Source organism: Lysinibacillus sp. UBA5990 (genome assembly GCF_002429815.1).
Taxonomy (GTDB): Bacteria; Bacillota; Bacilli; order Bacillales_A; family Planococcaceae; genus Lysinibacillus; species Lysinibacillus fusiformis.
This window is the reverse complement of record NZ_DJAY01000015.1, coordinates 659,523-683,854: the sequence shown is the minus strand read 5'-3', so window position 1 is coordinate 683,854 and position 24,332 is coordinate 659,523. Positions and strand designations below refer to the sequence as shown.

The following is a 24,332-nucleotide window of genomic DNA, read 5'->3' as shown; positions in this document are numbered from 1 at the left end:
CATCTACTTTATTGTTGAGGTAGCTGCTTTCTAAGTGCTGCAATCTTTTTAGCAAAATCCAATGCATGAGGACCATCTCCATGAATACATAAGGTGTGCGCCGCTATTTTTATTTTTTGAGACTGTACAGACAATACTTCATTTGCCATTAAAATACCTTTTACCTGCTCAAGCATTTCTTCATCAGTTTGTATTAAGGCATTCGGTTCCTGTCTGCTCACTAATGTGCCATCAGAGTGATAACGACGATCAGAAAAAACCTCCTCATATACTTGAAGACCCTTACCCCTTGCGATTTCTGCCATCTGGCTACCTGCTAAACAATATAAAATAAGCTGAGGATCGAGATCGTACACCGCATGAACAATGGCTGAAGCTTTCTCCCTATCATTTGCACTTTGATTATATAGTGCTCCGTGTGGCTTGACATGATGTAATGTCCCTTTTTCGATATGGACATACGCTTGCAGTGCCCCTACCTGATAGACAATCATATCGTAAATTTCTGCTGGACTAAACGCCATATCCCTTCGTCCGAATCCTTCACGATCAGGATACCCTGGGTGTGCACCAATATGAACATTTTTGCCAATTGCATGACGAACTGTTTGGTGCATAATGGAATGATCACCCGCATGGTAGCCACACGCAATATTGATTGATGTCACATAATCTAATATCTCTTCGTCTCTTCCCGTCAAAAACGCTTCATAGCTTTCTCCTAGATCACAATTAATATCCATTCGTATCACATTTCCTCCAGTGCAAAATGTATTGTGTTAAACATACGCATTTGGGCTACTTTATGTAAATCATCTTCATGAACAGTGGCCATAATAGGATAGCCTCCTACTGTTTGAGCATCGGCCATTAAGATGATGGGATTCCCATTTTGAGGCACTTGGATTGAACCAAACTGTGTCGCTTCAGATAGAATTTCCTTCATTTCTTTTAGCTGTAAAACAGGGCCTTTTAAATAATAGCCCATTCGATTACCACCGCTAAACTGGAAAGGATTTTGCAAAAATTGTTGCTGACTCTCTCCCGTAAATAAATGAAAATGAGGACCCTTAAAAATTCTAACAGTAATCGTATTGTCAAAAGTCGGTCGATATGGAGCATAAAGACCTCTATTATATTTTAACGGAGAGGCTATTTGTCCATATAAGATACTTCCTTTTGTCATCTCCGTACCTAGATTCCCCTGAGAGAGGTATGAGGTACTACCAAGCTCCAATGTTGAAGTAAACCCTCCAAGCGGTGTCAAGTAAATGATAGAGCCTTGACTCACGCTCTTGATCGTTAACCTATCGCCCTTTGTTAAGTGGAATGTTTTCCACATTTCAATGGCTGCATCATTGATCATGCATACACCCTGACCGCCTGTTAAAACATAGAGCCCATCAGCCAATGCCTCAAATTCAAAACCACCCACGAACATTTCGAAAGAAGTTTGGTTATGATGATTTTGTAAAATCAGCTGGGCCGTTTGAAATGAAACATGATCCATTGGTCCAGATAACGGAATACCAAATGCTCGATAGCCAAACCTTCCTATATCTTGTAAGCTACCATAAACCCCTTGTTTTGTTATGAGCAGAAGTGGCTTCAATCGCTACCCTCCTTTGCTTTTCATTTCCCAATATTGTTGCTTAGTTATTTCATAAAACTGAACTTCATCACCAAGTTCAAATAGAAATGGCTCTTTACAATTGACATTAAAAAGCTCAAATGGCGTCTTTCCGATAATATTCCAGCCACCAGGTGAATCGACAGGATAGATTCCTGTTTGTCCACCTCCAACTCCAACAGAACTTGCAGACACCGACGCTCTCGGCTTCTCTAAGCGAGGTACAAATAATTTAGAATCAAGTTCTCCAAGATACGGAAAACCTGGTAAAAAGCCAATTAAATAAACATAATAGCTTTTGGACATGTGTAGCATTTTCATGTCCTCAAATGATAGACCTGTATAGTCCATCACTCGTTGCCTATCTAAGGCAAATTCTTCATCATAGCAAACTGGGATTTTTAATAGTCTATTCGTTCTGTCATAAATGGTTGTGGATGTTTGACTGTCCAGCCATTGCCTTCTTAAAAGGTCTACATCTATTTGTTGTTTCACATAAGCTGTAACTGTATGATAGCTTGCAACACACTCGATAAGATAATGTCGTAGTTGTTTTTTCAGAAATCGATTAAATGCTTGTACTGCATAAAAGTTTTGGTGGGATATTTCTTCCTTAAAGGAAAAACGAATCGTATTCTTGCTAATCCACATTGACTGAGGAAATTCAATGATTACCTGCACGTATCGTCTCCTCAATGCAAATCTTCACAGCAGCGATTAAATCACGGATATGCCAGCCTGGGATTTTACCATGTTGAATGGCTAATTCAAAGGAAGCAGGTATATGAATAAAGCCAGCACGTACCCCTTCATGTTGCTGCGCATACACAAGCCCCTCATACATAATGTTATTACATAAGTAAGTACCTGCTGTATTAGAGATTTCAGCCGGATAGCCCTCTGCTTGTAAGCGATTAACCATCTGGCGAATTGGTAAATTCGTCAGATAAGCATCTGCCCCCTCCTCTTGAATGCTCTCATCAACAGGTGTGTAGCCGTTATTATCGGGCTCCCCATCTTTCACATTAATAGCAATTCGTTCAGGCGTTAGTTTATAACGCCCCCCTGCCAGCCCTAACGAAATAATGATTTGCGGTTCTATTTCCTCAATATGTCGCTTTAGCTGCTCGGCAGATTGTTGAAAATCTACAGATAAAATTCTTCCTATAATTTGATAGTCTTCTATCTTTTCACCATTTAAGTTTTCTACAATTTGCATGGTTGGATTAAGCTTATAATCCAAAAATGGCTCAAATCCCGTTAATAATATTTTTGTCATGTTAGTCACCTAATTTCTATCGGACGTTTTTTTATGTAGCGTCCAGATTGTTTTTGTTTATTTATTGGAGTAGCAAGTGCAGCTTCTAAAATTGCCTGATTAAATAATTGATGGGCTGCCATACACGAAAGTAATTCCTCACCATAAACGATTTCATCTGCAACTTCCGAAATAATATCTAAAGCGACCCACTGAGGATAACGTAAAATACTAACTGATGAATACGTAGGCGTTACTTCCATACTACGATAAAAGTTAATATTACCCATTCCCTCAATCGGGTATTTATTTGGATCCCACTTTGTTCCATATTTATAGTATCGATCGCGCCAATACGCATTTTCTTGAGCAAACGTTGATCCTTCAAACATCCTATTAACTCTTTCCGCTACTAGCTCCAGATTTTGGGCCTGGATTTCCTTCGTATGATCATCTGCATAACGACCAATTCCATAAATTTTGGCACTTGGAAGCGTATAAGAAACTGGGAAAATAGGTGGGCAGGCGTAACCTGCGAACGGTTGAACCCACTCACGAGCAGGTATTCCATGGTCATCAATAACAATATCTGGAGCCCACTTTTTTAAGATAAGTGGTAATACATTTGCCTCACCGAACACACTTTTTCGGAATTTCACATGAGCAAATTCTAATCCCACCGCATTAAATCTCGCAGCATGATGCTTCCACTTTGGATGCTCCTTTGTCAAACATTCCATGATTTCATAGCCATCAGGGTTCGCTAAAGGGATAATAATGACATTCATTTTTTTTAATATTTCTGGATGATGACAAATAATATCTTCCATTAGCGCTAAAATTGCAGGAGTGCTAGATACTTCATTTGGATGATGCCCAGCTTCAAAAACAATCGTATGTTTTTCATCTGATTTTTTTAGCCCTGAATAATATTCACTCATAATAGGTTCAGTCACTTCGAAAAATGGAATGACAGTACCTTTATAAGATATATCTCCATAATTCGATTTGACCTCCGAATATTGTTTAAAACGTTCTAATAATGGAGATGTATTTTTCATGCTGTGTTTTAAAATGGTTTTTGCCTCAGTTACTTTCAGTTCATTACCTATAGACATTTCTACAGATTCAAACCGTCCATCTTGATTAAACAAGATTCGCTTTATAACTGGTTCAGTCATCGGCTTGTCATTCCACTGGTAAACCTTTATGGCACTTTTAATAGGCTTATACAAATCTTGTTCTATATGAATATAAGGAATTACACCACCTGGAGCTTTGTAAGGCTGATTTACTAATTGACGGCCAAGCTCATGAAAATAGTCTAAAGTATTAAAGTATAAATCCTCGTATAACGCCTCAAACGATGAGTTTGCTTCTTGCTGAACGTCGATTTCGTCTTCAATTCCAGAAGAAGTAAAGTCAATTTCAATTCGATCGAATAATGGAAATAGCTGTCCTTGATTTACATTATGGGTATCTATTTTTAACTTTTTCACCATGCGTGGCAATAATTCTTTCACATAGTATTTGTAGAAACGTTCACGATCAGAAAATATGATGTTCTCTTGCACTCGCTCTATCTTGTTGAATAGTCTATACCCAGCGGTAGTTGGATAAGCTTTTTTCTGACCATCAACATAATCCACTTCACTAATAAGTGGATTGAGCTCAGCCATTAACTGATCATCTACAAATACTCTATACACATGTTGTTGGGTGCTTGAAAGCTCAAATTGCACCTGCTCTTTAGGTATGCCATATTGCATTTCAATCATTTCATCCACAGGATATAGCTCCATAATCCAGCGATTATGTTGCTCTAAGCCGTCCACACTTACCCCATCCTTACAAACTATTTTTACGTTTTCAAAGCGCCCCTCCACAGATGGAAGCACTTCCTCTAATATCCAGTATAAACCTGTTTTAAAGGCAGAGCGAACTTTAATTGTTGTCAAATCTGAAAATTTTTCATATAAATCTAGCTTGAATTGATCACGGTTTTTTTTAGTGGCCGTCATATAAATTTCAGCCTCTAACGCTCTATCTGATTCTTTTTCTAATGCTTTTATAATGTATGAAGCCTCAGATTCATCGCTCCATTTTTCTTCCATTAAAATTGCCGCTTCATTCACTTGTTTTTCGTTTAGCTCCCAAACTCCAAGCAGCCCACCCTCAGACACATGCTTTGCTGTTGCAACGGAATGAACAACGGCTGGAAGGCTTTCTTTTCTACCACAGATTTGAATGGCGTTTTTGGCGGTCAATTCCATATAACTTTCGTTTTCGTGCTTAAATGAAATGGTCACATGTCGCTCTTTTGTTGTTATAGCTGGTAATGAAATAGATGTGGCATATAAGCCTAAACGCAAAGCAAGATAGCAAACTTCTTTTAACAGAGCATTAGTCTTTAATTCTTCTTGTATATCCATTTTCACACTTACATGTTGCTGGGGATGTGCCTCATCCTTTTCACCCGTGCCATAGGCTGACCATAGATGACTTAAATTTTCATAATACGTTAATGGGCTGTCCGTTTTAGTTTCGACCATTCCTTCACTGGCTATTGCACTTAACAATGTAGAAAGTGCTGATTCACTCTCATAATAAATGATCCATGTAGACTCTTCTTCTGAAATAAATGAGCTAGTATGTTGTAAAAACTTCATTGTATAGGACTGATTAACTGGCTGAAATAAATCAAAGTCTAATTCATTTGATTCAAAGCCTAAGCGTAAACAAAAATCAATTAATCCTAATGGAACTAAATCTTTAGGTAAATCTATAAATAAAGAAGGCTTTTTTTTCGTTTCGTTCTTTTGAAATAAACTAGAAAAAATTATTGAGTTCATCATATCACCTAAACTTTCATATTTGGATCTAAGCGATCTCGCAACCAATCTCCCAATAAATTAAAGCCTAAAACAGTTAGCATAATAGCAACGCCTGGGAAAACAGATATCCACCAAGCAGAGGTCATATAATTTCGACTATCCGCTAACATTCCTCCCCATGAAGGTACTGTAGGCTCTACGCCTAAACCTAAAAATGTTAAAGAGGCCTCCAATAAAATAAACTCTGCAATACACATCGTTGCTAACACTAAAATGGAGGAAGCAACATTAGGAAGTATATGCTTCATGATTATTTTGAAATGTGTCCCACCAATTGCCTTTGCTGCTTGGATATACTCTTGTTCCTTTAAAGCCAAAATCTCTCCTCGAATTAATCTCGCAAAACTAACCCAATATGTAAGTCCTAGGATAATAATAATTTTTTCAATACCTGTTCCAAAAACACTCATGATTACGATGGCTAGTAAAATAAACGGTAACCCCATTTGAACTTCGGCTAACCGCATTATTAAATCATCCATCCACTTCCCAAAGTAACCTGAAATAATTCCCAGAAATGTACCAAGTACTAATGAAATAATTACGCCACAAATCCCGACTAATAGAGATATACGTGCTCCGTAAATAATTCTACTTAGCAAATCACGCCCAACCTGATCTCCTCCGAGTAAGTATTGGGATTTACCAGTATCATCTAGCCATTTGGGTAGGTCAAGCCGATGTCCTAAGCTAGCCGCCCCCGGATCATAGGGAGCAATATAAGGCGCAAATATAGCACATAGTATCGTAGTGATAACCAATACTAAGCCAATTATGCCCGTTGGATTATTCTTCATGAATTTAAGAACGGTTACTATTTTATTGGCTTTTTTTATTTCGATTGCTTCTGTTTCCATTATTTGAGTCATTATTGCTCACCTCTTCCAGTTCTTATTTTCGGGTTAATCAATGAGTAGCATAAATCAACGATTAGATTAACTAAAATCATAATAAGTGCTAAAAGTATGATTCCTCCCTGGACTACTGGATAGTCTCGTTGATTAATAGAATCAACAATTAACCTTCCAATTCCAGGCCAAGAAAAGACTTGCTCGACAATAACTGCACCTCCTAATAGCCCCCCAAACTGTAAACCAACAAATGTTACAGTTGGCAATAAGGCATTGCGGAAAGCATGTTTAATGATCACTAGCCATTCTCTTATTCCTTTCGCCCGTGCAGTTGTGACGTATTGCATTTTAAGTACTTCCAGCATAGACGTACGAATTAATCGAACTAAAATACCAGATAGGATGAGTCCTAAGGCAACGGATGGCAAAACTAATGAGCTAACCCCATCAAAGCCGGATACTGGCAGCCATTTTAGTTGAACAGCAAAAATTAAAATTAGCATGAACGCCAACCAAAAATTAGGGAAGGAAATACCTAACAAAGAAAAAATACGACTAAACACATCAATGGATTTTCCTTTATAAATAGCGGATAGAATGCCTAACGGAACAGCTATTAACAATGCCACTGCCATCCCCCCTAAAGCAAGTGCAATTGTCGGCCACGCTCGTTCGAGTAACATCTCTAAAACTGGGCTATTGGAACGATAGGAAGTGCCAAAATCTAGTGTGACTAAATCCTTCATAAATATGATGTATTGCTCCCAAACAGGCTTATCTAAACCGAGTTTGGCTGTCAGTTCTTCTACTGCCTGCTGTGAAGGTTCACCAGCCCCAAACATTATACTTACGGGATCACCTGTCAAACGAATGGAGAAAAATATAATTAATGAAACCGCAATGATTACCAGAACGGTATGCGACAAACGTCGTAGAATATAGGAAAGCATAATTCCATCCTCCTAATGTGAAATGAAAGAGATAGTATGCTAGCATACTATCTCATAATTTTTTACTTACTCGACAGTGACACCTGCAAAATTAAAGCGGCCATCATGTGGTGGTTGGAAGCCTTTTATTCGTTTATTCACTGCGTATATTTCAACTTCGGAATATAAGTTGACTTCAGTTGCATCTTCATATAATACTTCTGTAAGCTCTTTAAAAACCTTTTGTCTTTCGTCATTATCAATAGTGGAACGCTCTGCTGCTAATAATTGTTCAACTTTGTCATTTTTATAGGATGGGTTCCAGAATTCTCCCTCGTGATACATTAAATAAGCTGTATTATCAAAGTCCAGCGTCCATCCGCCCCAGCCATTTTTATACATATGGCCGGCTTTTCCTTGAGGGATTAACTCTGATTGGAATGTCGTATTTTCCACACTATTAATAGATACTTTTATTCCGACTTCCTCTAAATAAAACGCTACTGCTTGTGCAATCTCTTTAAATGTTCCATCTGTACCTGGAATAAAGAAATCTAATGTAGTACCCTCAGGGACTTTCGCTTCAGCCAATAATTCTTTTGCCTTTTCAGGATCATATGGATATGGCTCTAAATCGTTGTTATAGCCAAATGATAAATCACTTTGGAATGAGCTTATAAGATTTCCATAGCCACCTAAAATTTCTTTTACAATCGTTTCTTTATCGATTGCATAGTTAATAGCTTGACGGACACGTACATCATCAACTGGCTTTTGCGCTGTATCAAAACGAATTGAATAAGCTGTAGGTGTAGACACTTCCATTAATTCAATAAAGTCAGTTCCTTCTGCTGTTGCAGCTTGGGAAACTTCCAAACGTGTCATAAGATCAATATTGCCTGTTTGTAATTCTGCAAGTGCTGTTGCTGTTTCCGGTATTACTTTAAATGTAACTTTATCTAGTTTAATAGCATCTTTATTCCAGTATTCTGCATAACGTTCAATTACCACTTGTTTATCTCGTTGATAATCTGTCATTTTAAATGGACCTGTACCAACAGGTTTCATATCAAAATTCTCTGCTCCCTGCTCTTGAATATATTTAGGTGGCACGATTACAGCACCATATCCTGATAGTTTTGTGAGTAATACTGGATCTATCGAATTTAAGTGCATAGTTACTTCATAATCACCCGTTACCTCCACATTATCGATGGAAGTGTAATTTGAATATTGAGGACCTTTTTGACCTTCATCACCTAGCAGACGATCAAAAGTAAATTTAACGGCTTCCGCATTAAATGGTTCACCATTATGGAAGGTAACGCCTTGGCGTAATTGAAAGACAATTGTTTTGTCATCTTTATATTCCCAAGATTCCGCTAACCCAGGTTGAATTTCTAAATCTAAAGAACGACTGACTAATCCTTCAAATACAGATGTTGCTACTGTACTCCAAGACAGTAAAAACGTATCAATAGGGTCCCAGTTTTGAGGATCTCCTGCCACACGGATAACTAATTCATTACCTCTTGTGAGTGCAGCGTTTTCTCCAGAAGTTTTGCTATTATTTTTACTGTCCTCTTTTGTTGATGTACCGCCACTACATGCTGATAAAATAATCATCATGCAAACTAGTAATAGCGCAAGCCATTTTTGTTTCTTCATTATTGTTCATCCCCTTTTATATTTGTGCTATTTATACGCCATAAGGATATGGCATCGAATAACCTAGTTCAGCCGAAATTAACGCAGCAGTTTCCCACAGTCCCTCTAAAAACATATTTATTTTTTCTTGTGGAAGTAGTGATTCTATGCCAGCAATACTAATGGAATACTCTACTTTTCGATCACTATTAAAAATCGGCACCGCTATTGATACAGTTCCTTCTTCTAGTTCTGACACACTGTAGGCATAGCCATTTTTCTTACCCAATTCAATTAATTCATGAATTTCTTTATCCGTATGAGGGGTTCCGCTCGCATATTTTTTTCGAGGTTTATGGAGGACCTCGTTAATTTTCTCTTCACCTTGAAAAGATAAAAGAATACGTGAGCAAGCACCTGCGTATAGTGGTGCTCTTCTTCCGACTCTTGTATATAATAGAACCGGTTTTAGACTTTCTATTTTTTCTATATAAAGGCCATCAGTTTCATCCAATACTACTAGTTGAACAGCCAAATCAAATTTCTGTTGTAACATTTTCATATACGGAATGGCTAACGAACGAATCTCTATTGAATTAGCAGCTATTGCCCCTAATTCAATTAGTTTATTCCCCAGTAAATAATGATCACTTAACACTACCTGTCCGCCACTTTGAACATATGGACGTTTTAATACGCCTAAATCCGTAAATGTTTTTAGAAATCTATGTAAGGTCGGTTTAGGAATATCAGTTTCTATAGCTAGTTCGTCTAACCGCCAAGAAGGTTTTTCTTCCGTAAATAACGTTAAAATATTGATCCCTTTTTCCAATGTTTTGCTCATGTTAATCGCTCCATTTGTTCTTCATAAAGTAAACAAGAAACTTCATGTTGATCACTAATTTTTTTTAATTTTGGGGGTGTCACTTTACAAATCTCCATACAGTTTGGACACCGCGTATGGAAGGTACATCCTGATGGCGGATTTGCTGGATTTGGCACATCCCCGCTAAGGACAATTCGTTCTTTAACCTTTGAAGGATGGGACTTCGGTAATGCAGAAAGTAATGCTTTCGTATAAGGATGTTTCGGATTATTAAACAATTCATGTTTGTCAGCTAATTCCACTATCTTACCTAAGTACATCACCCCTATACGATCACAAAAATGATGTACGACACTTAAATCATGGGATATAAAAATATAGGTAAGATTCATATCCCTTTTTAAATCTTTCATAATATTAAGCACTTGAGACTGAATGGATACATCTAGTGCCGATACCGGCTCATCTGCAACAATCAATTTTGGATTGGATACTAGTGCCCTCGCAATTCCAATGCGCTGTCTTTGGCCGCCTGAAAATTCATGTGGAAAACGATCTAGCTGCTTTTCTGTAAGCCCAACTTGTTTGGCGACCTCATAAACACGTTGTTTCCGTTCTTCCTTTGTACCGATTCCAAAATTCACTAAAGGTTCTTCAATTATTTTGAAAACCTTCATACGTGGATTAAGGGACGAAAAAGGGTCCTGAAAAATGATTTGCATATCACGACGTTTTTGGCGGACCTCCTTGGCGCTAAGTGTGGCTATATTTTCTCCGTTCAGCAAAATTTCGCCCTCAGTAGCTGTTAGAAGTTGAATGAGTGTTTTGCCCATTGTGGATTTTCCACAACCAGATTCCCCTACTATTCCTAAAACTTCACCTTCGTTTACAAAAAATGAAACATCATCTACTGCTTTTAAATTTCCCGAGCGCGATCCTTTCACTGGAAAATATTTTTTTAAGTGTTTAACTTCTAACAATGGACTGCTCATTTACAATTCCCCCTTCCACATCATCCTTTTCATATAACCAGCATCTAACTGTGCTACCAATGGACGTAGTAAATAGCTCTGGTTTACTTTTACATTTTTCAGTTGCAAATTCACATCGATCGAAAAATCTACAACCTGCTGGCATATCGGATGGTGATGGTACCACACCATCAATAGACGGAAGATACTCTTGTTCTGTCTCAATATCCGGCAATGAGTTTAGTAACCCTTTAGTATAGGGATGGAGCGGATGATCAAATAATTCCAACACATTTGCTTCTTCAACTATTTCACCCGCATACATCACAATCACTTTCTCACAGATTTCAGCAACAACTCCAAGATCGTGGGTGATTAAAATAATGGACATGTCCAGTTTTTCTTGTATATCTTTCATTAACTCTAAAATTTGTGCCTGAATAGTTACATCTAATGCTGTAGTAGGCTCGTCTGCGATTAATATTTCTGGTCCACAAGCCAATGCCATGGCAATCATTACTCGTTGTCTCATACCGCCAGATAATTGGTGTGGATATTCATTAACCACTTTATCGGGACGTGGAATACCAACAAGACGAAGCATATCAACTGCTCGCTCATGCGCTTCTTTTTTTGAAATATTTTCATGGCTATGAATCATTTCAATGATTTGGGAGCCAACTTTATACACTGGATTAAGGGAGCTCATCGGTTCCTGAAATATCATTGAGATTTTTTTCCCACGAATCTTTCGCCATTCCTTCTTCAATTTTTTATGAATTTGTTGTTGATCTATGTAAATCTCTCCACTTTGCCATTCAACCCCAGAAGGCAATAACCCCATAAGAGATAATGATGTCATACTCTTTCCACAACCAGATTCCCCTACAATCCCCAATGTTTTGCCTTTTTCAAGTTGAAATGACACCCCATTCACAATGGAAATATCCTTTTTATTTTGCTGAATACCTATTTTCAAATCCTTTACTTCTAAAATATTCAATCCCATTTTTCCCCCTCCGTTCCATATTATGAAACGCGATTCCATTTTTTAAAATCTTATCAGAGATTAATAGGTTATTTCAATAGTTTTCAGAAAAAAATAAAAATTCTATTTACTATAATTATTCCAAAAAAACAATTAATTACATTTATAAACCGGCAAGAAATCTTCCTACCTTTCATAAAATACAAAAAAGCATGGTCCCAAGTGCTCGGACCATGCTTATAATGTTTTTTTCTTGTATAATTTCTTATTTCAAATGTGCAGTCGCCTGTTTCATGACGTATTTCCCTACTCCAATATATATGGCTACAGCTGTTCCAATCAATACGAATGTCATTGCTGACCGCTCCTTTTCATATAAATTTAGTGTTTTTCTCTTGGCTTTCAGATCAAGACATTGAATTTGAAAATCATTCTCACTAATATATTATAAATTTCCTGTTAATTCGTCAAGACATACTTTCATCTTACCCTTTTTACATGGTAAGATGTAGAAAAGTCGGAAAAAGGATGCGGTAATGATGAGTAATTCGAAGTACTTTCAAACTATTTTAAACGGGACTATTCACGCTTTAAAATCAATTCTTCCTATGGATATAGAAGTAAAGTCGCCTAGTATTATATCTGAACCCTTTCAACAGCAGCAAATGGGTGTATTAATTGGTTTAATCGGAGATTTAAAGGGTCGCGTCATCATTGACTCCTCTCCTGAAGTGTTCAGTGGAATCGGTAGTACGATGTTTGGTATGCCGCTTGAAGGAGAAATGTTAGAATCCTTTACAGGGGAATTTGGTAACATGATTGCAGGAAATTTATGTACAGCTGTTGGGCAAGAAAGCTTAGAAATTGATATCACTCCGCCAACTGTGATGGTGGGCAATACAAAATTATATGGCTTTGAAAAGGCTTTTGCTCTCCCAGTTTCGGTCCCAAGCGTGGGTGCCCTAACTGTTCTATTAACAATTGAGGAAGAAGTGGAGTAGAAAGCTAGGTTTAAAGTCTATGCCAAATAAGACATTATATGCAAGAGGATACAGCATATATGTTTTAAATTTGCCGTTCGCCTAGAAGAGTTGATAGGACTTCATTAAAATCTATTTTTCTTATTAAAAAAGAGCTAAATATAATAATAAAACAAGCTATTTCAATGACTTTTGAGATGGCTTGTTTTTTTCTCCCCTAAATTCTTCACACTTTCTTCACACAATTTGTTTAGAAGTGTGATTTTTTTCACATCAAATTGCATCGGATTTATATATGATGACTGTAAGAAACACCAATTATAAAAGCGTAGGAGGAGCAAAAATGGCAAATAAAAAGAAGTCAGATGAGAATTTAAAAGGTTCACTCTATGCAGTCTTTGGAGTAGGTATCATCATTATTTTACTTTGGGTGTACTGCTTTGATTTGTTCATTGGACGGTTTTAATCTACGAAGAAGGGACAGAAACATATGCACATACATAAGTATGAGAAGTATTGGCTTGTGTTCGGAGTTGCTACTTTAGTCGCATTCCTAATCATTCTCGGTATCGGGGCATTTCATCAAGGCTCCCACCCGAACAATGGTAAAAAAACACTAGATTACGAGAAAGTGAAAGAGACAGCCCCTTTTGATAATCCAGGAGTCCATAAGGTACAGGGCAAAGATTGGGATTATGAGGTAGTCGTAATAGCTTCTGCATTCAATTATAATCCTCCACAAATTGAGGTACCACTGGGTGCAAAAGTAAAATTCATCGCAACAAGCGAGGATGTCATGCACGGTTTTGAGGTTGCAGGTACAAATATTAATATGATGCTTGAGCCTGGTTATATTTCAGAATATGTAACAGTAGTCAACAAAGTAGGCGAGTTTTTAATCGTATGCAATGAATATTGTGGTACAGGACATACGATGATGCACTCTATGTTAAAGGTGGTGGATTCAAATGAGTCACACTAATTCAATGGCAAAAGTAGATCGTCGCGATGCAAAGCTAGCAATGGCGCATATATATGTGGCATTTATCGCATTGCTATTAGGTGGTCTTGCCGGTTTATTACAAGTATTTGTACGTTCTGGTCAATTTACATTACCAGCGGGCATTGGCTATTACCAAGTGTTAACCGTACACGGAGTATTACTCGGTCTTATTTTAACTACATTCTTTATTTACGGTTTCCAAATTGCTAGTGTTAGTCGTACTTCTGGTACATTTACTAATAGTCAGCGCAGACTTGGCTGGATCGGCTTTTGGTTAATGACAATTGGTACAGCCGCTGCGGCAACAATGGTTCTATTAAATAAAGCAACTGTTCTTTATACGTTTTATGCACCGCTAAAGGCACACTGGATTTTCTATTTAGGCCTTACATTAGTCGTAGTTGGTTCTTGGGTTGGCGGCGCAGGTCAAATTTTACGTTATGCTCAATGGCGCAAAGAAAATAAAGGTAGCGGTCAGCCTAGCCCATTATTATCGTTTATGGTGGTTGTTAATAATTTAATGTGGTTCGTTGCAACACTTGGTGTGGCAGCTTCAGTATTAATCCAACTGTTACCATGGTCATTAGGTTTAATTGAACGTGTCGATGTTGCCTTATCTCGTACCCTTTTCTGGTATTTCGGTCATGCACTTGTATACTTCTGGCTATTACCTGCTTATATGGTTTGGTACGTGATTATTCCAAAGGTCATTGGCGGAAAAATTTTCTCCGATTCTTTAGCAAGACTTTCGTTTATGCTGTTCTTACTCTTCTCTATTCCTGTTGGGATTCACCATCAGTTAACAGAGCCTGGTATTGATGGTACATGGAAGTTCATTCAAGTTGTATTAACATTTGCTGTAATCGTTCCATCGCTAATGACAGCCTTCTCGATGTTTGCCATGTTCGAATTACGTGGCCGAGAATTAGGTGGAAAAGGACTGTTCGGATGGTTCAAAAAATTACCTTGGAAAGATTCTCGTTTCTTCGTTCCATTTATCGGTATGGTGGCATTCATTCCTGGTGGTGCTGGCGGTATTGTCAATGCCTCCTATCAAATGAACCAATTAATCCATAACACTATTTGGGTGACAGGGCATTTCCACTTAACGATTGCAACTGCTGTTGTTTTAACATACTTTGGTGCGGCCTTCTGGTTAATTCCTCATTTAACAGGGCGTACTTTAACAAAGGCTTTAAATAATCTTAGCAATTTCGCTGGTATCTTATGGGCAGTCGGTATGACAATTATGTCTTCGGCTATGCATATTGCTGGTCTTATCGGTGCACCTCGTCGTTCAGATTACTCAGAATATGGTGGTGCTTCACAGGCATATGATTGGATTCCGTATCAGATTGCACAAGCTGTGGGCGGAACGATTCTCTTTATCGCCATTCTAATAATTATTTATATCGTCGTGAAATTAGCTTGGTTCGCTCCTAAGGGTGAAGAGGAGTTCCCTATTGGGGATGTACATGAGCTTAGTGGACCAACACCAGCTATTTTAGAAAACTTTAAAGTATGGCTTGTCATATTAGTAGCCTTAATTTTATTCGCTTACACCGTGCCAATTTTCGATATTATTTCGAATTCACCAGCTGGCTCCAAAGGCTATCAATTGTGGTAAGTATTTAGAAAAAAAGCGATTTCTCATTTCCGAGAAATCGCTTTTTTCACATTATAATTGATACAGTTCCGTTTATTTATCTTGTAGATAGTCTGCTAGGTACTTGGCATTTAAGCCTTCAAAAGTACCTGTAGTAAAACGATCATTAATTCCCCAAACTATTACAGAAGCAAACAAAAAACTACAGTTATTCTTTCTGACTTTGTATAGATTTTATACTTATTATCTTTATTTTCACCATCACTATTGTTATTCATTTTTAACCACCCCTTCAAATTTTTTTATTTCGAAATGATAAGGATTGTCAAACAGTTATATACTCAAATGTGCAGGATCATACACCGTGCCTGCACTATTTGTCTATACAATCCTTGACAGTGAAAACGCGGAAACAACACCATTAAAAAATAATCTAGCATCGTGTTTTATACAACAAAAAAACTTGAAAGAAATATCCCTTCAAGTTTTTTGATTCTTGCTATTTGTGTATAATCCGATATAAAAATGCCACAAACTGCGCTCTTGTTACTGGCTCATTTGGGTGGAAGTTGCCATTATCGCCTAATGTAATTCCTTCACGCTCTAACACCGCAATATAGCCTGAACTCCAATGGGTGCTATCCACATCTACAAATGAACTTGCGCCCTCTGGTGTTAGCCCAAGCAAGCCAACAAGAACTTTTGCTAATTGCGCTCTTGTCATATTTTCTGTTGGACGAAAAGCACCGTTTGACCCGTCTACAATGCCTGCTTGTTGCAATACTTGTATCGCCTCATAATAAGGGTGTGTGGACGCCACATCCGAAAAATCATCCGCTTCTGTTACTTTTTTTAGTGAAAATGATCTTGTTAGTAAAACTGCCACATGCATACGACTAATCGGGGCATTCGGACGGAAAGTACCATCTTCATAGCCTTGAATAATACCAAGTGTCGCTAGTTCCTCCATCATCGCTTTTGCCCAATGTCCTTCTACATCGCTAAATGTCACGATTGGTTTGGATGGTTTTGGCTCTTGTGGAGATTCAGATTCTTCCACAGGTAACTCTATCCATTTGGCATAAAGAGAAATATTTTCTCGCACAAGGATTTCCTCTGCCCATCGTTTTGTTAGTGCTTCATCCTGATACCATCCATTAAAGCGATAACCAACTCTTGTTGGAACAGGTAAATCGTTAACTTTTGTATTATAGAGAATGTCGATTGGCGCTATCACTGTGCCACCATTCGTATGTAACGTGATTTTCACTTTTGTTGGTGGCGAGTAGTCATTGTCATCTGATACAGGTGGTGGATTACTATCTCCGCCTGTCGTTGGTGGTTTCACTGTCCACTCGGCATACAGTGTGACATCCATTTTCCTCATTTTGAATGTTGCTTTTTCAGCATACGATGTCCCTTTGCCATCTGCTTGCGTGTTCCAGCCTTTAAACATATAGTTCGTTCTGACAAGTTTACCGCTGTTGTCTTGCACCGTTACACTGTCATTTTCTTCATATGCTTTGTTATCTTGTGGCACAGTACCACCAGTTGCGCCATTTTTATCATATGTGACGGTGTATGTTGGGTTGGTTGTCCATTTCACATACAATGTGATGGCTTCTGTGACGACATCTGTAGTGAAATCCCATGGTACTACGAATGCATTATCCTTATACCATCCATCAAATGTATAGCCTAGTTTTGTCGGGACTGGCGGTGCTGTCGCTTTTGCGTTGGGAGTAACGAATTGTGAGGCTACCATACTACCCCCATTGCTGTTAAACGTCACTTCATACTGTGTTGCGTTCCATTTCGCAAACAGCGTCGTATCTCCTGTTACTATATCTTTTGTAAAGTCCCACAAGTTCGTCAGGGCAGCCTCTTTATACCATCCATCAAATGTATAACCTGTTTTAGTTGGGACTGGCGGTTCTATCAGCATTGTGTTAGGCGCGACGGTTTCGGGTGCTACAGTTGTACCACCATTTGATTCATAGCTTACCAAAAAGGGACCCTCTTCCCATTTTGCGTATAGAGTAATATCTTGATCTATTACTATTTCTTCTCCAATATTATAATCCGTTCCACTTCCATCTTGCTTATTATTCCACCCTATAAATGTATAGCCTACTTTCTTTAAACTCCCTTGATTTTTTACAATAAATGTTTTTGTAGTGTTTCCTGTGTAGTCTTCCGATAGTCCACCACTCGTTTGTCCATTCCCATCATATGTGATTTTATTCGCTATTTCTTCAAATGCAAATCCATTTGCATCAGCATATTCTTTTGCTTTAGATGGAATAATCCCTAATATCTTCGTGTTATTAGGAATAGAATTTTGCAATAGTACTGTATTAGCACCAAAAACCGTTATCGTTTTCAAATCATTTCCAATAAATGCGTTTTCACCTATTTGTTTTACGCTGCTTGGTATCGTGATACTCGACAGATTATTATTAGCAAAAGCAAAAGATCCAATCCATTCAAGCTGATTCGAAAGTATTACCGATGTCAGTTGATTATTCTGAAAAGCTTCGTAAGAAATTAACTTCGTACTATTTGAAAATTCTAAGGAGGTCAGTTGTTTATTTTTAAATGCACCTAACCATATTGTAGTGACAGGTTTTCCACCTAACATGTCTGGTAAAACTAAATCATTTCTATTAGTTCGCAAATCGCCATAAATTGTTACCCCACCTGGATAATATTGATCTGTTACTACGCCCGTTTGATTGTCATCATAATTAAAATCATTTTCTATACTAGTTGCAAAAACTATATTATTAGAAAATAATATGCAAAAGGAAAAGAAAATTATGGGGATGAAATATTTAAACTCACTCATTTTTCGCAAATTGTGTTGCTCCTTTCATTTTTGATCATTCCTTCTGTTGCAGTTATCTAGATTTCTACAATAGCCCAATGTGGAGAATGGACATCGCTAAATGTAGACATTGTGAATACTTCTAGAGCTGGTCGTTCAAATAATTGGTTGATTACCTTCACTTCTTTTGCTTGTTAAAAGGCAAAACCCCCTATTTTTCAAAGGCATAATTCCACATAGACATAACGCCCTCTGGTAAATACATATCGCTTAATTCTACTACCGGGAAACAGAGGACGATACTGACAAATGTTAATAATGCGACAATTAACATTCCAAATGAGGATTCAACATGATAGTTTGAGGTTAAAAAATTTGTTTTAGTGTTGCTTTCAAGACCCATTTACCTCTGATTTTCTTACATCACCAACCATAAGGATTCTTTTTTTATTTCAAGTCCACATCCCATCTAGTATTGGAATAAGGAGTAGTGCTCCGACTATAACTGAAAATATTATTGCAAATTTTCTCTAATGTAACCCCATTTCATTTTCTAATTATTGATAGACATATTTTCCAATTAATTACTGTATTATTAGTATTCGTTAACGAATACTAAAATTCTACTAGATAGAGCCTGCTCCGTTAGTTTAAGTAGAAAACTCACAATCTTACTAAATATTTCAACAATACTATTCAATTTTATTGAAAACGTTCCTCAACAATCTGGCCATATAATGAGGTCGAGCGCTGATCCTTATTACAGAATCGCGCCCGATTGTGGAAGGTTGGTTTTCAACTAAAGCCCCCTTTACTTTAAGTACAAAAATTCTCAAGCACATTAAAATTTCGTAAAATCCCTTTAGGTTTTCATTTAAATTGTCCTTAAATTTAAAAATTCTAAACCATTTCTGAAATCCCTGTCTTATAATTATGTTTTTGGCTTTTATGTCTTCTATTTGCTACTCGGAAAAAAATCAGGTAATTAACAATGTAAAGCAGCAAAGCGTTTTTCTAGATATTTACACAATCAGGAAATCTTAGTAAAAGATGTTTACAAACAATTTAAATATAGTTATACTTACAAAGTAAACAAAAATTCTTAAGGAGGTCGAATGAAATGTTCATTATCGTTAAATTGATGTCATTGGTAGCTACAACTTCAGTAAAAATGAAAATCACACATTCGACCAGATCGGAATGGATCGCTTAAGGTTTTTTTGTAATTAAGCATGCCCATACCGCAGGGAGAAGTGTGCCCCTGCGGTATTTTTGTGCCTTTTTTAACCGTAGGGGAGTCTCTCTACGGTTTTTTTTATTTTTCATGGTCATTTAAGGAGGTGATAATAAATGATGTTAAACATTTTTGCTCTCACGATAACTATTACAAAACGTGAGATCTCTCTGGAGAAAGCACTTCATAATGAAAATGCGAAAAAAATCTTTGAAGAGAACCGAAGAAAAGTAGAAAGTTATATTCGTATTCGTCAATATTAATTTTGTAATTTTAAAAAACTGAAAGGTGGGAATTTAAATGATTTATATGATCAAAAGTCGTCATGCAGTATTATGGTTGGAGAAAGACACAACCACCAGATGAAGTAATATAAAGTGGTAATACAGCTATTTAATTTTATAATCTCCGTAAAGCTAACCCGTTCTAATCTAAGACGGGTTGCTTCAGGAGGTATTTTGCAATTTTTAAGCGATATTTTAAACATACGACAACAAAATACATTTTAATCTCGCATCCGTCTCTAAACAATTCACAGTATTTGCAATTTTGTTAATAGAGCAAGAGGGTAACTGAATTTAGACGATTAAACGTTTACTATAAATTATAGAGATAGAACTAGGAGGGAAAGTAATGACTAAAAAGCAAAAGATTATAATTGTTGGTGCAGGGATTGTTGGTGCATCTATTGCTTATAATCTATCAAAGAAAAATCAGGATGTCACTTTAGTTGAGAGCCATTCAAAAGCAGGATGTGGTGTAACATCAACTTCCTTTGCTTGGATCAATCCTTCAGGGCGTGTTCCAGATACCTTTCAACATTTGTATGACGGCTCATTAGCAGAATATCATGTATTGGAAAAAGAGATCCCAGAATTAAAGGTAGATTGGAACGGCTCCCTTTCATGGGGAATTCCTGTAAACATCCATAAATCTTATATAGAAACAATAACTCGCCAGCAAATATCGGATTTAGAACCTCATTTAAAAGAATATCCAAAGGAAGCTCTATATGCTTTTAAAGAAGGTGCAATAGACCCTAATATTCTAACGAATCTTTTAGTAAAGAAAGCGCAAGAAAATGGGGTAAATATATTGTTCGACACAAAAGTAACACAAATTAAAAAGGAGGACGCTAAAGTTGTTGGCATACATACTTCAAAAGGGTTTATAGAATCAGATGTCATTGTATTGGCAACTGGTACAACTTTACCTGAGCTTTGTAAGCCTCTTAGTATTGATGTTCCTGTTGAAGCATCACCTTCTATTATTATTCGTATGAAATCTCCAAGAAAGCTTATTCACACATTAATTTCTAATTCAAGATTTGAGGCAAGACAATTATCTGATACTACTATAATTGCTGCTGAGGATTATTTGGATGACCATGGAGAAAACGGACCTGAAGAGGTTGGAAGAAGAGCTTTTGATACCCTTCGAAATGATTTAAAAAAAGGAGAATATCTAGAGCTAGATAGTATTCAAGTAGGGGAACGACCAATGCCTAAAGACGGCTACCCCATCGTTGGTTTTCATGATCAAATAAAAGGACTTTATTTAGCAGTTATGCATTCCGCAATCACGTTATCTCCTGTTATTAGTCGATTGGTTGCGAAGGAAATCGTAGATAATGTGCAGTTAGAAGAACTAGAAGGTTGTAGACTATCTCGATTTTACCCAATAAATGAATAATGCTTCAATGTTTTTGTAAGGCTGGTTTCCTGTAAGAAATGTAGATAAGAGCATGTTTTGATCAATCTTTTGTTCAAAACATGCTCTTTAGATTTGTTCTCAAATCAAGGATTAATATTATAATTGTCAATCTCAATCTTCCTTTCTCAAAATTCACATGATACTCTTCCACTATCCTACCTATACAGCGCTTAAAAAGCGTCAATTGCTCGTTTATAGCGGTACGTTCAAGGCTTATGCCAAAATGTATGAGCGTGGTGAATTGGACAGCTACAAGGAAACGGACGATGCAATTTATACCCACTTGCTGCGTTCCCTTTGGAACAACTCGAAGTATGAAAGTACGTTGCAAGAATTGACACCTGAAGAATTTGAGAAGTACAACGAAAGAGCGTTGAAAATTGAAGAATCTGACGAAGTAGAGGAATTAAGAAGGTGTTTTTGAAATAGCAAAGGAGTAGCGAATGCTACTCCTTTTTGTTTTTGATAGAGTTGTTCAATGAGCTTAGTGTTAGCGTGATATCATATCTTGAGAGAAAGGTTGAATGTAATAAAAGAAAGCGATACAAAAGCTGATACAAATACAGATAACTAAATTTTTAAAGAAAACCTTTTTAGTTATTGTGTTATTATTTACTAATTTTTCAATTATTAAGTTGATTACTAAGACTATAAAAAAAATGAAAATAAAGTTGTATAAAAATAGCATGTTTTTAACCTCTCTTGTTAATTTTTGTAAAATTCGTAATAATACATATTTTACCAAATGACTAGTAAATATTGTATTATTATACTATCATTGTTAACTGAGTACAGCAATAGAAAGGGAGAAGGTATTATGAGAAAAATAAAATTAGGTGTTGCTTTTATTTCTAGTTTTTTACTGCTTTTTACTTTTGGTTTTATTAATAGTGCAAAGGCTCAAGAAAATGATCTAATTGATCAGGAACAATTAAATGCTGTTGAATCAGCATTAGATGAAATAATTGTTAAAGTAAACGAGCAAATTGAAGAAGGAAAACGTGATATTTCTGAAACTAGTTATGTTCCTGAAGTTAATAATTTTGTAAGTATTAAATTTTCGGTTGGAGAAGTTCCGAAGTCGAATGAATTAATGAGAGCAGCAGCAGCTAGCGGAAAACAAACATTTAGAGCAGAAATAAATGGTGTTTCATTTACGCATACTTTAATAGGGGATTTTACATATTCTTCAGGGAAATTGACAGCAGTTTCAAAAGATAACACGCAGGCTAGTGGATTCCTCTTTTCACATGATAAATCTGAAAGTGTTTCAAAATTAGATCCGAGTCTTTGGCAAATTAAAAGTACAGTTGCTCATAAATATTTAGGTGTTGTAGGTGGACTTACTGGTACAGGATATACAAGTTATATAGTAATGAATTTATATGGTAGTGGTGATGCGAGATTAGAACGTGCCAACTATAATTCTGGCGTCTAATTGTTATGTATATAAAAAAAGAGTAGCGAATGCTGCTCTTTTTTCTTTTTGGCTAGGCAGTAGCTGGAGGGTGAAACGTGGCGGTGGTCAATCCAAATTTGCGGTACCGGACCGAGGAGAGGATAAGGAGCAGATTTGGATTGACAACCTCACAGTACTCGAACCCCCTCTTTCCTGTTTTCACCACATTCTGGCCCTTTAATGGAGGAAGGCGCATTCCTTATTAAAGAAATGCGCCCTTTTGTAGAACAATTGTAGCCTCATCGAAAGGTATTTCTTCACCATTCACTAGAACATTGATTGTATCGTGCGTTGAATCTATCGTTAAATAATATACATTCCGCTTTATATCTTTATCTTGTGGGTTAAGTTCATTAAATATTATATTTACTATATTATCCTGCGGGTCTAAGTCTGCCTCTATTTCCCCATTGGAATGAAAAATAATATAATAACCTTTTGTACCGTCATTAATTGATTGGAGTTTTAAATTGGAATCAATATGCTCTTCAATTTTTCGAGGTACATTTTCAATTTCACTAAAACTTAATTTTGATGAATTACAGGCTGATAAAATCAACATAGCAAAAAGTACTGAAACAAACATCTTTTTCAATGCTTTCACCTCCTCCATCAAATGACCCGTTAATTGAATTATAACCTTCCCAAAGCGTCGTTTGGGGACCTTTCATAAAAGAATATTATTCAATAAAATGGCCCTTAAATGCAAATAGACGCATTCCTTATTAGAGAAATGCGCCCGATTGTGGAAGATTATAAGCATAATTCTTGTTAACTAAAGCCCCCGTTTGTTGAACAAGATAATTTGTTTACCCTTCAACAATTGCAAGATATCTTTTGATTTCTCCTTCAGATTCAACAATTAAAATATCTCCTCGTCCTTTGGTTGAAAAAATCTTTGTACCAACGGGAAGTTTATTGGACATCTCATCTTTAAAATCTGTATTAGTATCATTTATTATTTTTATTTCACCGATTTGAATATCTTTTGTTAAAGATAATTCTTCAACCCAATCAATATTAGTTTTGTAGAAAACTCCATCATACTGAAAAATATCAGCATCAGAATCTAATGTTAAAACTTCTTCGGCATCTATACTGTCAATTGATACTGTTGTAGTTCCCCCTTGAATATTGCATCCTGTAATCATGAATAAAGCTAATACAATCAAACCATAGAATAACTTTTTTATTTTCAATCCACCCACCTCTTTTATATAGACACAAATTGTCTTCCAAAAGTTACATATTCAACTAAATTGCTTCGTTAGTTTAAGTACTTTTCTTCACAATTCTCGCGTCCAATAATTATTATATTTAAATGGAACTTTCCATGAATAAAGGCGCTTTCCTTATTTTAATCTGCACCCCAAATGTTATAGTCGTGTCTAACATTTAGGGTACAGATCAATTTCAAAAAAGCGCCCTATTATTGAATAAGCTATTGCATGATGCCTTCATATTGTGCAGTAATATATTTATAATTCCCCCAAAACCTTCACAGAATTGTCACTTA

21 protein-coding genes are annotated in these 24,332 nt (G+C 36.7%); 7 read left to right on the top strand and 14 right to left on the bottom strand.

Features of this window, described 5'->3' with window-relative positions; all coding sequences use genetic code 11:
- Window positions 1–8 precede the first annotated feature (8 nt).
- The 11 genes from B3D94_RS15795 to B3D94_RS15745 all read right to left on the bottom strand — a co-directional run bounded on the left by B3D94_RS15795 (window position 9) and on the right by B3D94_RS15745 (window position 12,015).
- Window positions 9–752 (bottom strand): 5-oxoprolinase subunit PxpA, encoded by a 744-nt coding sequence (locus tag B3D94_RS15795; RefSeq protein ID WP_291758274.1) that lies wholly within the window; start codon window positions 750–752, stop codon window positions 9–11.
- Window positions 749–1,612 (bottom strand): biotin-dependent carboxyltransferase family protein, encoded by an 864-nt coding sequence (locus B3D94_RS15790; RefSeq protein WP_291758272.1) that lies wholly within the window; start codon window positions 1,610–1,612, stop codon window positions 749–751. The genes B3D94_RS15795 and B3D94_RS15790 overlap by 4 nt, the downstream gene beginning before the upstream one ends.
- 3 nt (window positions 1,613–1,615) lie before the next feature.
- Window positions 1,616–2,311, bottom strand: a complete 696-nt coding sequence (gene pxpB / locus B3D94_RS15785; RefSeq protein ID WP_291758270.1) for a 5-oxoprolinase subunit PxpB — start codon at window positions 2,309–2,311, stop codon at window positions 1,616–1,618.
- Window positions 2,295–2,909 carry a pyroglutamyl-peptidase I gene (gene pcp / locus B3D94_RS15780; protein ID WP_291758268.1) on the bottom strand — a complete coding sequence of 205 codons (615 nt, stop codon included), beginning with the start codon at window positions 2,907–2,909 and terminating at the stop codon, window positions 2,295–2,297. Before pcp ends, pxpB begins: the two co-directional genes overlap by 17 nt.
- 5 nt (window positions 2,910–2,914) lie before the next feature.
- Entirely contained in the window at window positions 2,915–5,743 is a 2,829-nt protein-coding gene (locus B3D94_RS15775) for a M14 family metallopeptidase (protein ID WP_291758266.1), read from the bottom strand.
- A gap of 5 nt (window positions 5,744–5,748) precedes the next feature.
- Entirely contained in the window at window positions 5,749–6,651 is a 903-nt protein-coding gene (locus B3D94_RS15770; protein ID WP_291758264.1) for an ABC transporter permease, read from the bottom strand.
- On the bottom strand, window positions 6,651–7,583 hold the full coding sequence (gene nikB / locus B3D94_RS15765; RefSeq protein ID WP_193831484.1) for a nickel ABC transporter permease: 933 nt from the start codon (window positions 7,581–7,583) through the stop codon (window positions 6,651–6,653). The genes B3D94_RS15770 and nikB overlap by 1 nt, the downstream gene beginning before the upstream one ends.
- A gap of 66 nt (window positions 7,584–7,649) precedes the next feature.
- Window positions 7,650–9,230 carry an ABC transporter substrate-binding protein gene (locus tag B3D94_RS15760; protein WP_291758261.1) on the bottom strand — a complete coding sequence of 527 codons (1,581 nt, stop codon included), beginning with the start codon at window positions 9,228–9,230 and terminating at the stop codon, window positions 7,650–7,652.
- Window positions 9,231–9,261: 31 nt separating this feature from the next.
- Window positions 9,262–10,053 (bottom strand): IclR family transcriptional regulator, encoded by a 792-nt coding sequence (locus B3D94_RS15755; protein ID WP_291758259.1) that lies wholly within the window; start codon window positions 10,051–10,053, stop codon window positions 9,262–9,264.
- Window positions 10,050–11,027 carry an ABC transporter ATP-binding protein gene (locus B3D94_RS15750; RefSeq protein ID WP_291758257.1) on the bottom strand — a complete coding sequence of 326 codons (978 nt, stop codon included), beginning with the start codon at window positions 11,025–11,027 and terminating at the stop codon, window positions 10,050–10,052. The genes B3D94_RS15755 and B3D94_RS15750 overlap by 4 nt, the downstream gene beginning before the upstream one ends.
- The gene (locus tag B3D94_RS15745; protein ID WP_291758255.1) at window positions 11,002–12,015 is read right to left on the bottom strand and encodes an ABC transporter ATP-binding protein; all 1,014 of its coding nucleotides are present in this window, start codon (window positions 12,013–12,015) and stop codon (window positions 11,002–11,004) included. Before B3D94_RS15745 ends, B3D94_RS15750 begins: the two co-directional genes overlap by 26 nt.
- A 518-nt stretch (window positions 12,016–12,533) precedes the next feature.
- On the opposite strand from B3D94_RS15745, the gene B3D94_RS15740 reads away from it, so the two are divergent.
- The 4 genes from B3D94_RS15740 to B3D94_RS15725 all read left to right on the top strand — a co-directional run bounded on the left by B3D94_RS15740 (window position 12,534) and on the right by B3D94_RS15725 (window position 15,604).
- A complete protein-coding gene (locus B3D94_RS15740; protein WP_069480787.1) occupies window positions 12,534–12,995 on the top strand; it encodes a chemotaxis protein CheX in 462 nt (153 codons plus the stop codon).
- A 322-nt stretch (window positions 12,996–13,317) separates the two neighbouring features.
- Entirely contained in the window at window positions 13,318–13,440 is a 123-nt protein-coding gene (locus tag B3D94_RS15735) for a hypothetical protein (protein ID WP_009370491.1), read from the top strand.
- A gap of 24 nt (window positions 13,441–13,464) precedes the next feature.
- Window positions 13,465–13,956 (top strand): cytochrome B5, encoded by a 492-nt coding sequence (locus B3D94_RS15730; protein ID WP_069480786.1) that lies wholly within the window; start codon window positions 13,465–13,467, stop codon window positions 13,954–13,956.
- On the top strand, window positions 13,943–15,604 hold the full coding sequence (locus tag B3D94_RS15725; protein WP_069480785.1) for a b(o/a)3-type cytochrome-c oxidase subunit 1: 1,662 nt from the start codon (window positions 13,943–13,945) through the stop codon (window positions 15,602–15,604). The genes B3D94_RS15730 and B3D94_RS15725 overlap by 14 nt, the downstream gene beginning before the upstream one ends.
- A gap of 478 nt (window positions 15,605–16,082) precedes the next feature.
- Here B3D94_RS15725 and B3D94_RS15720 read toward each other — a convergent pair whose 3' ends face one another.
- On the bottom strand, window positions 16,083–18,431 hold the full coding sequence (locus tag B3D94_RS15720; RefSeq protein WP_291760601.1) for an InlB B-repeat-containing protein: 2,349 nt from the start codon (window positions 18,429–18,431) through the stop codon (window positions 16,083–16,085).
- 1,329 nt (window positions 18,432–19,760) lie between these two features.
- Here B3D94_RS15720 and B3D94_RS15715 point away from each other — a divergent pair.
- The 3 genes from B3D94_RS15715 to B3D94_RS15705 all read left to right on the top strand — a co-directional run bounded on the left by B3D94_RS15715 (window position 19,761) and on the right by B3D94_RS15705 (window position 22,795).
- A complete protein-coding gene (locus tag B3D94_RS15715) occupies window positions 19,761–19,907 on the top strand; it encodes a YrzI family small protein (RefSeq protein ID WP_083244632.1) in 147 nt (48 codons plus the stop codon).
- 370 nt (window positions 19,908–20,277) lie between these two features.
- On the top strand, window positions 20,278–21,336 hold the full coding sequence (locus B3D94_RS15710) for an NAD(P)/FAD-dependent oxidoreductase (protein ID WP_291758249.1): 1,059 nt from the start codon (window positions 20,278–20,280) through the stop codon (window positions 21,334–21,336).
- Between the two features lie 838 nt (window positions 21,337–22,174).
- Window positions 22,175–22,795, top strand: a complete 621-nt coding sequence (locus B3D94_RS15705; RefSeq protein WP_291758248.1) for a hypothetical protein — start codon at window positions 22,175–22,177, stop codon at window positions 22,793–22,795.
- A gap of 223 nt (window positions 22,796–23,018) precedes the next feature.
- Here the strand turns inward: B3D94_RS15705 and B3D94_RS15700 are convergent, their stop codons facing one another.
- The gene (locus B3D94_RS15700) at window positions 23,019–23,411 is read right to left on the bottom strand and encodes a peptidylprolyl isomerase (protein WP_291758246.1); all 393 of its coding nucleotides are present in this window, start codon (window positions 23,409–23,411) and stop codon (window positions 23,019–23,021) included.
- Window positions 23,412–23,625: 214 nt separating this feature from the next.
- Complete coding sequence (locus B3D94_RS15695; RefSeq protein ID WP_291758244.1) at window positions 23,626–24,024, bottom strand: hypothetical protein; 399 nt, start codon at window positions 24,022–24,024, stop codon at window positions 23,626–23,628.
- Window positions 24,025–24,332: the final 308 nt, after the last annotated feature.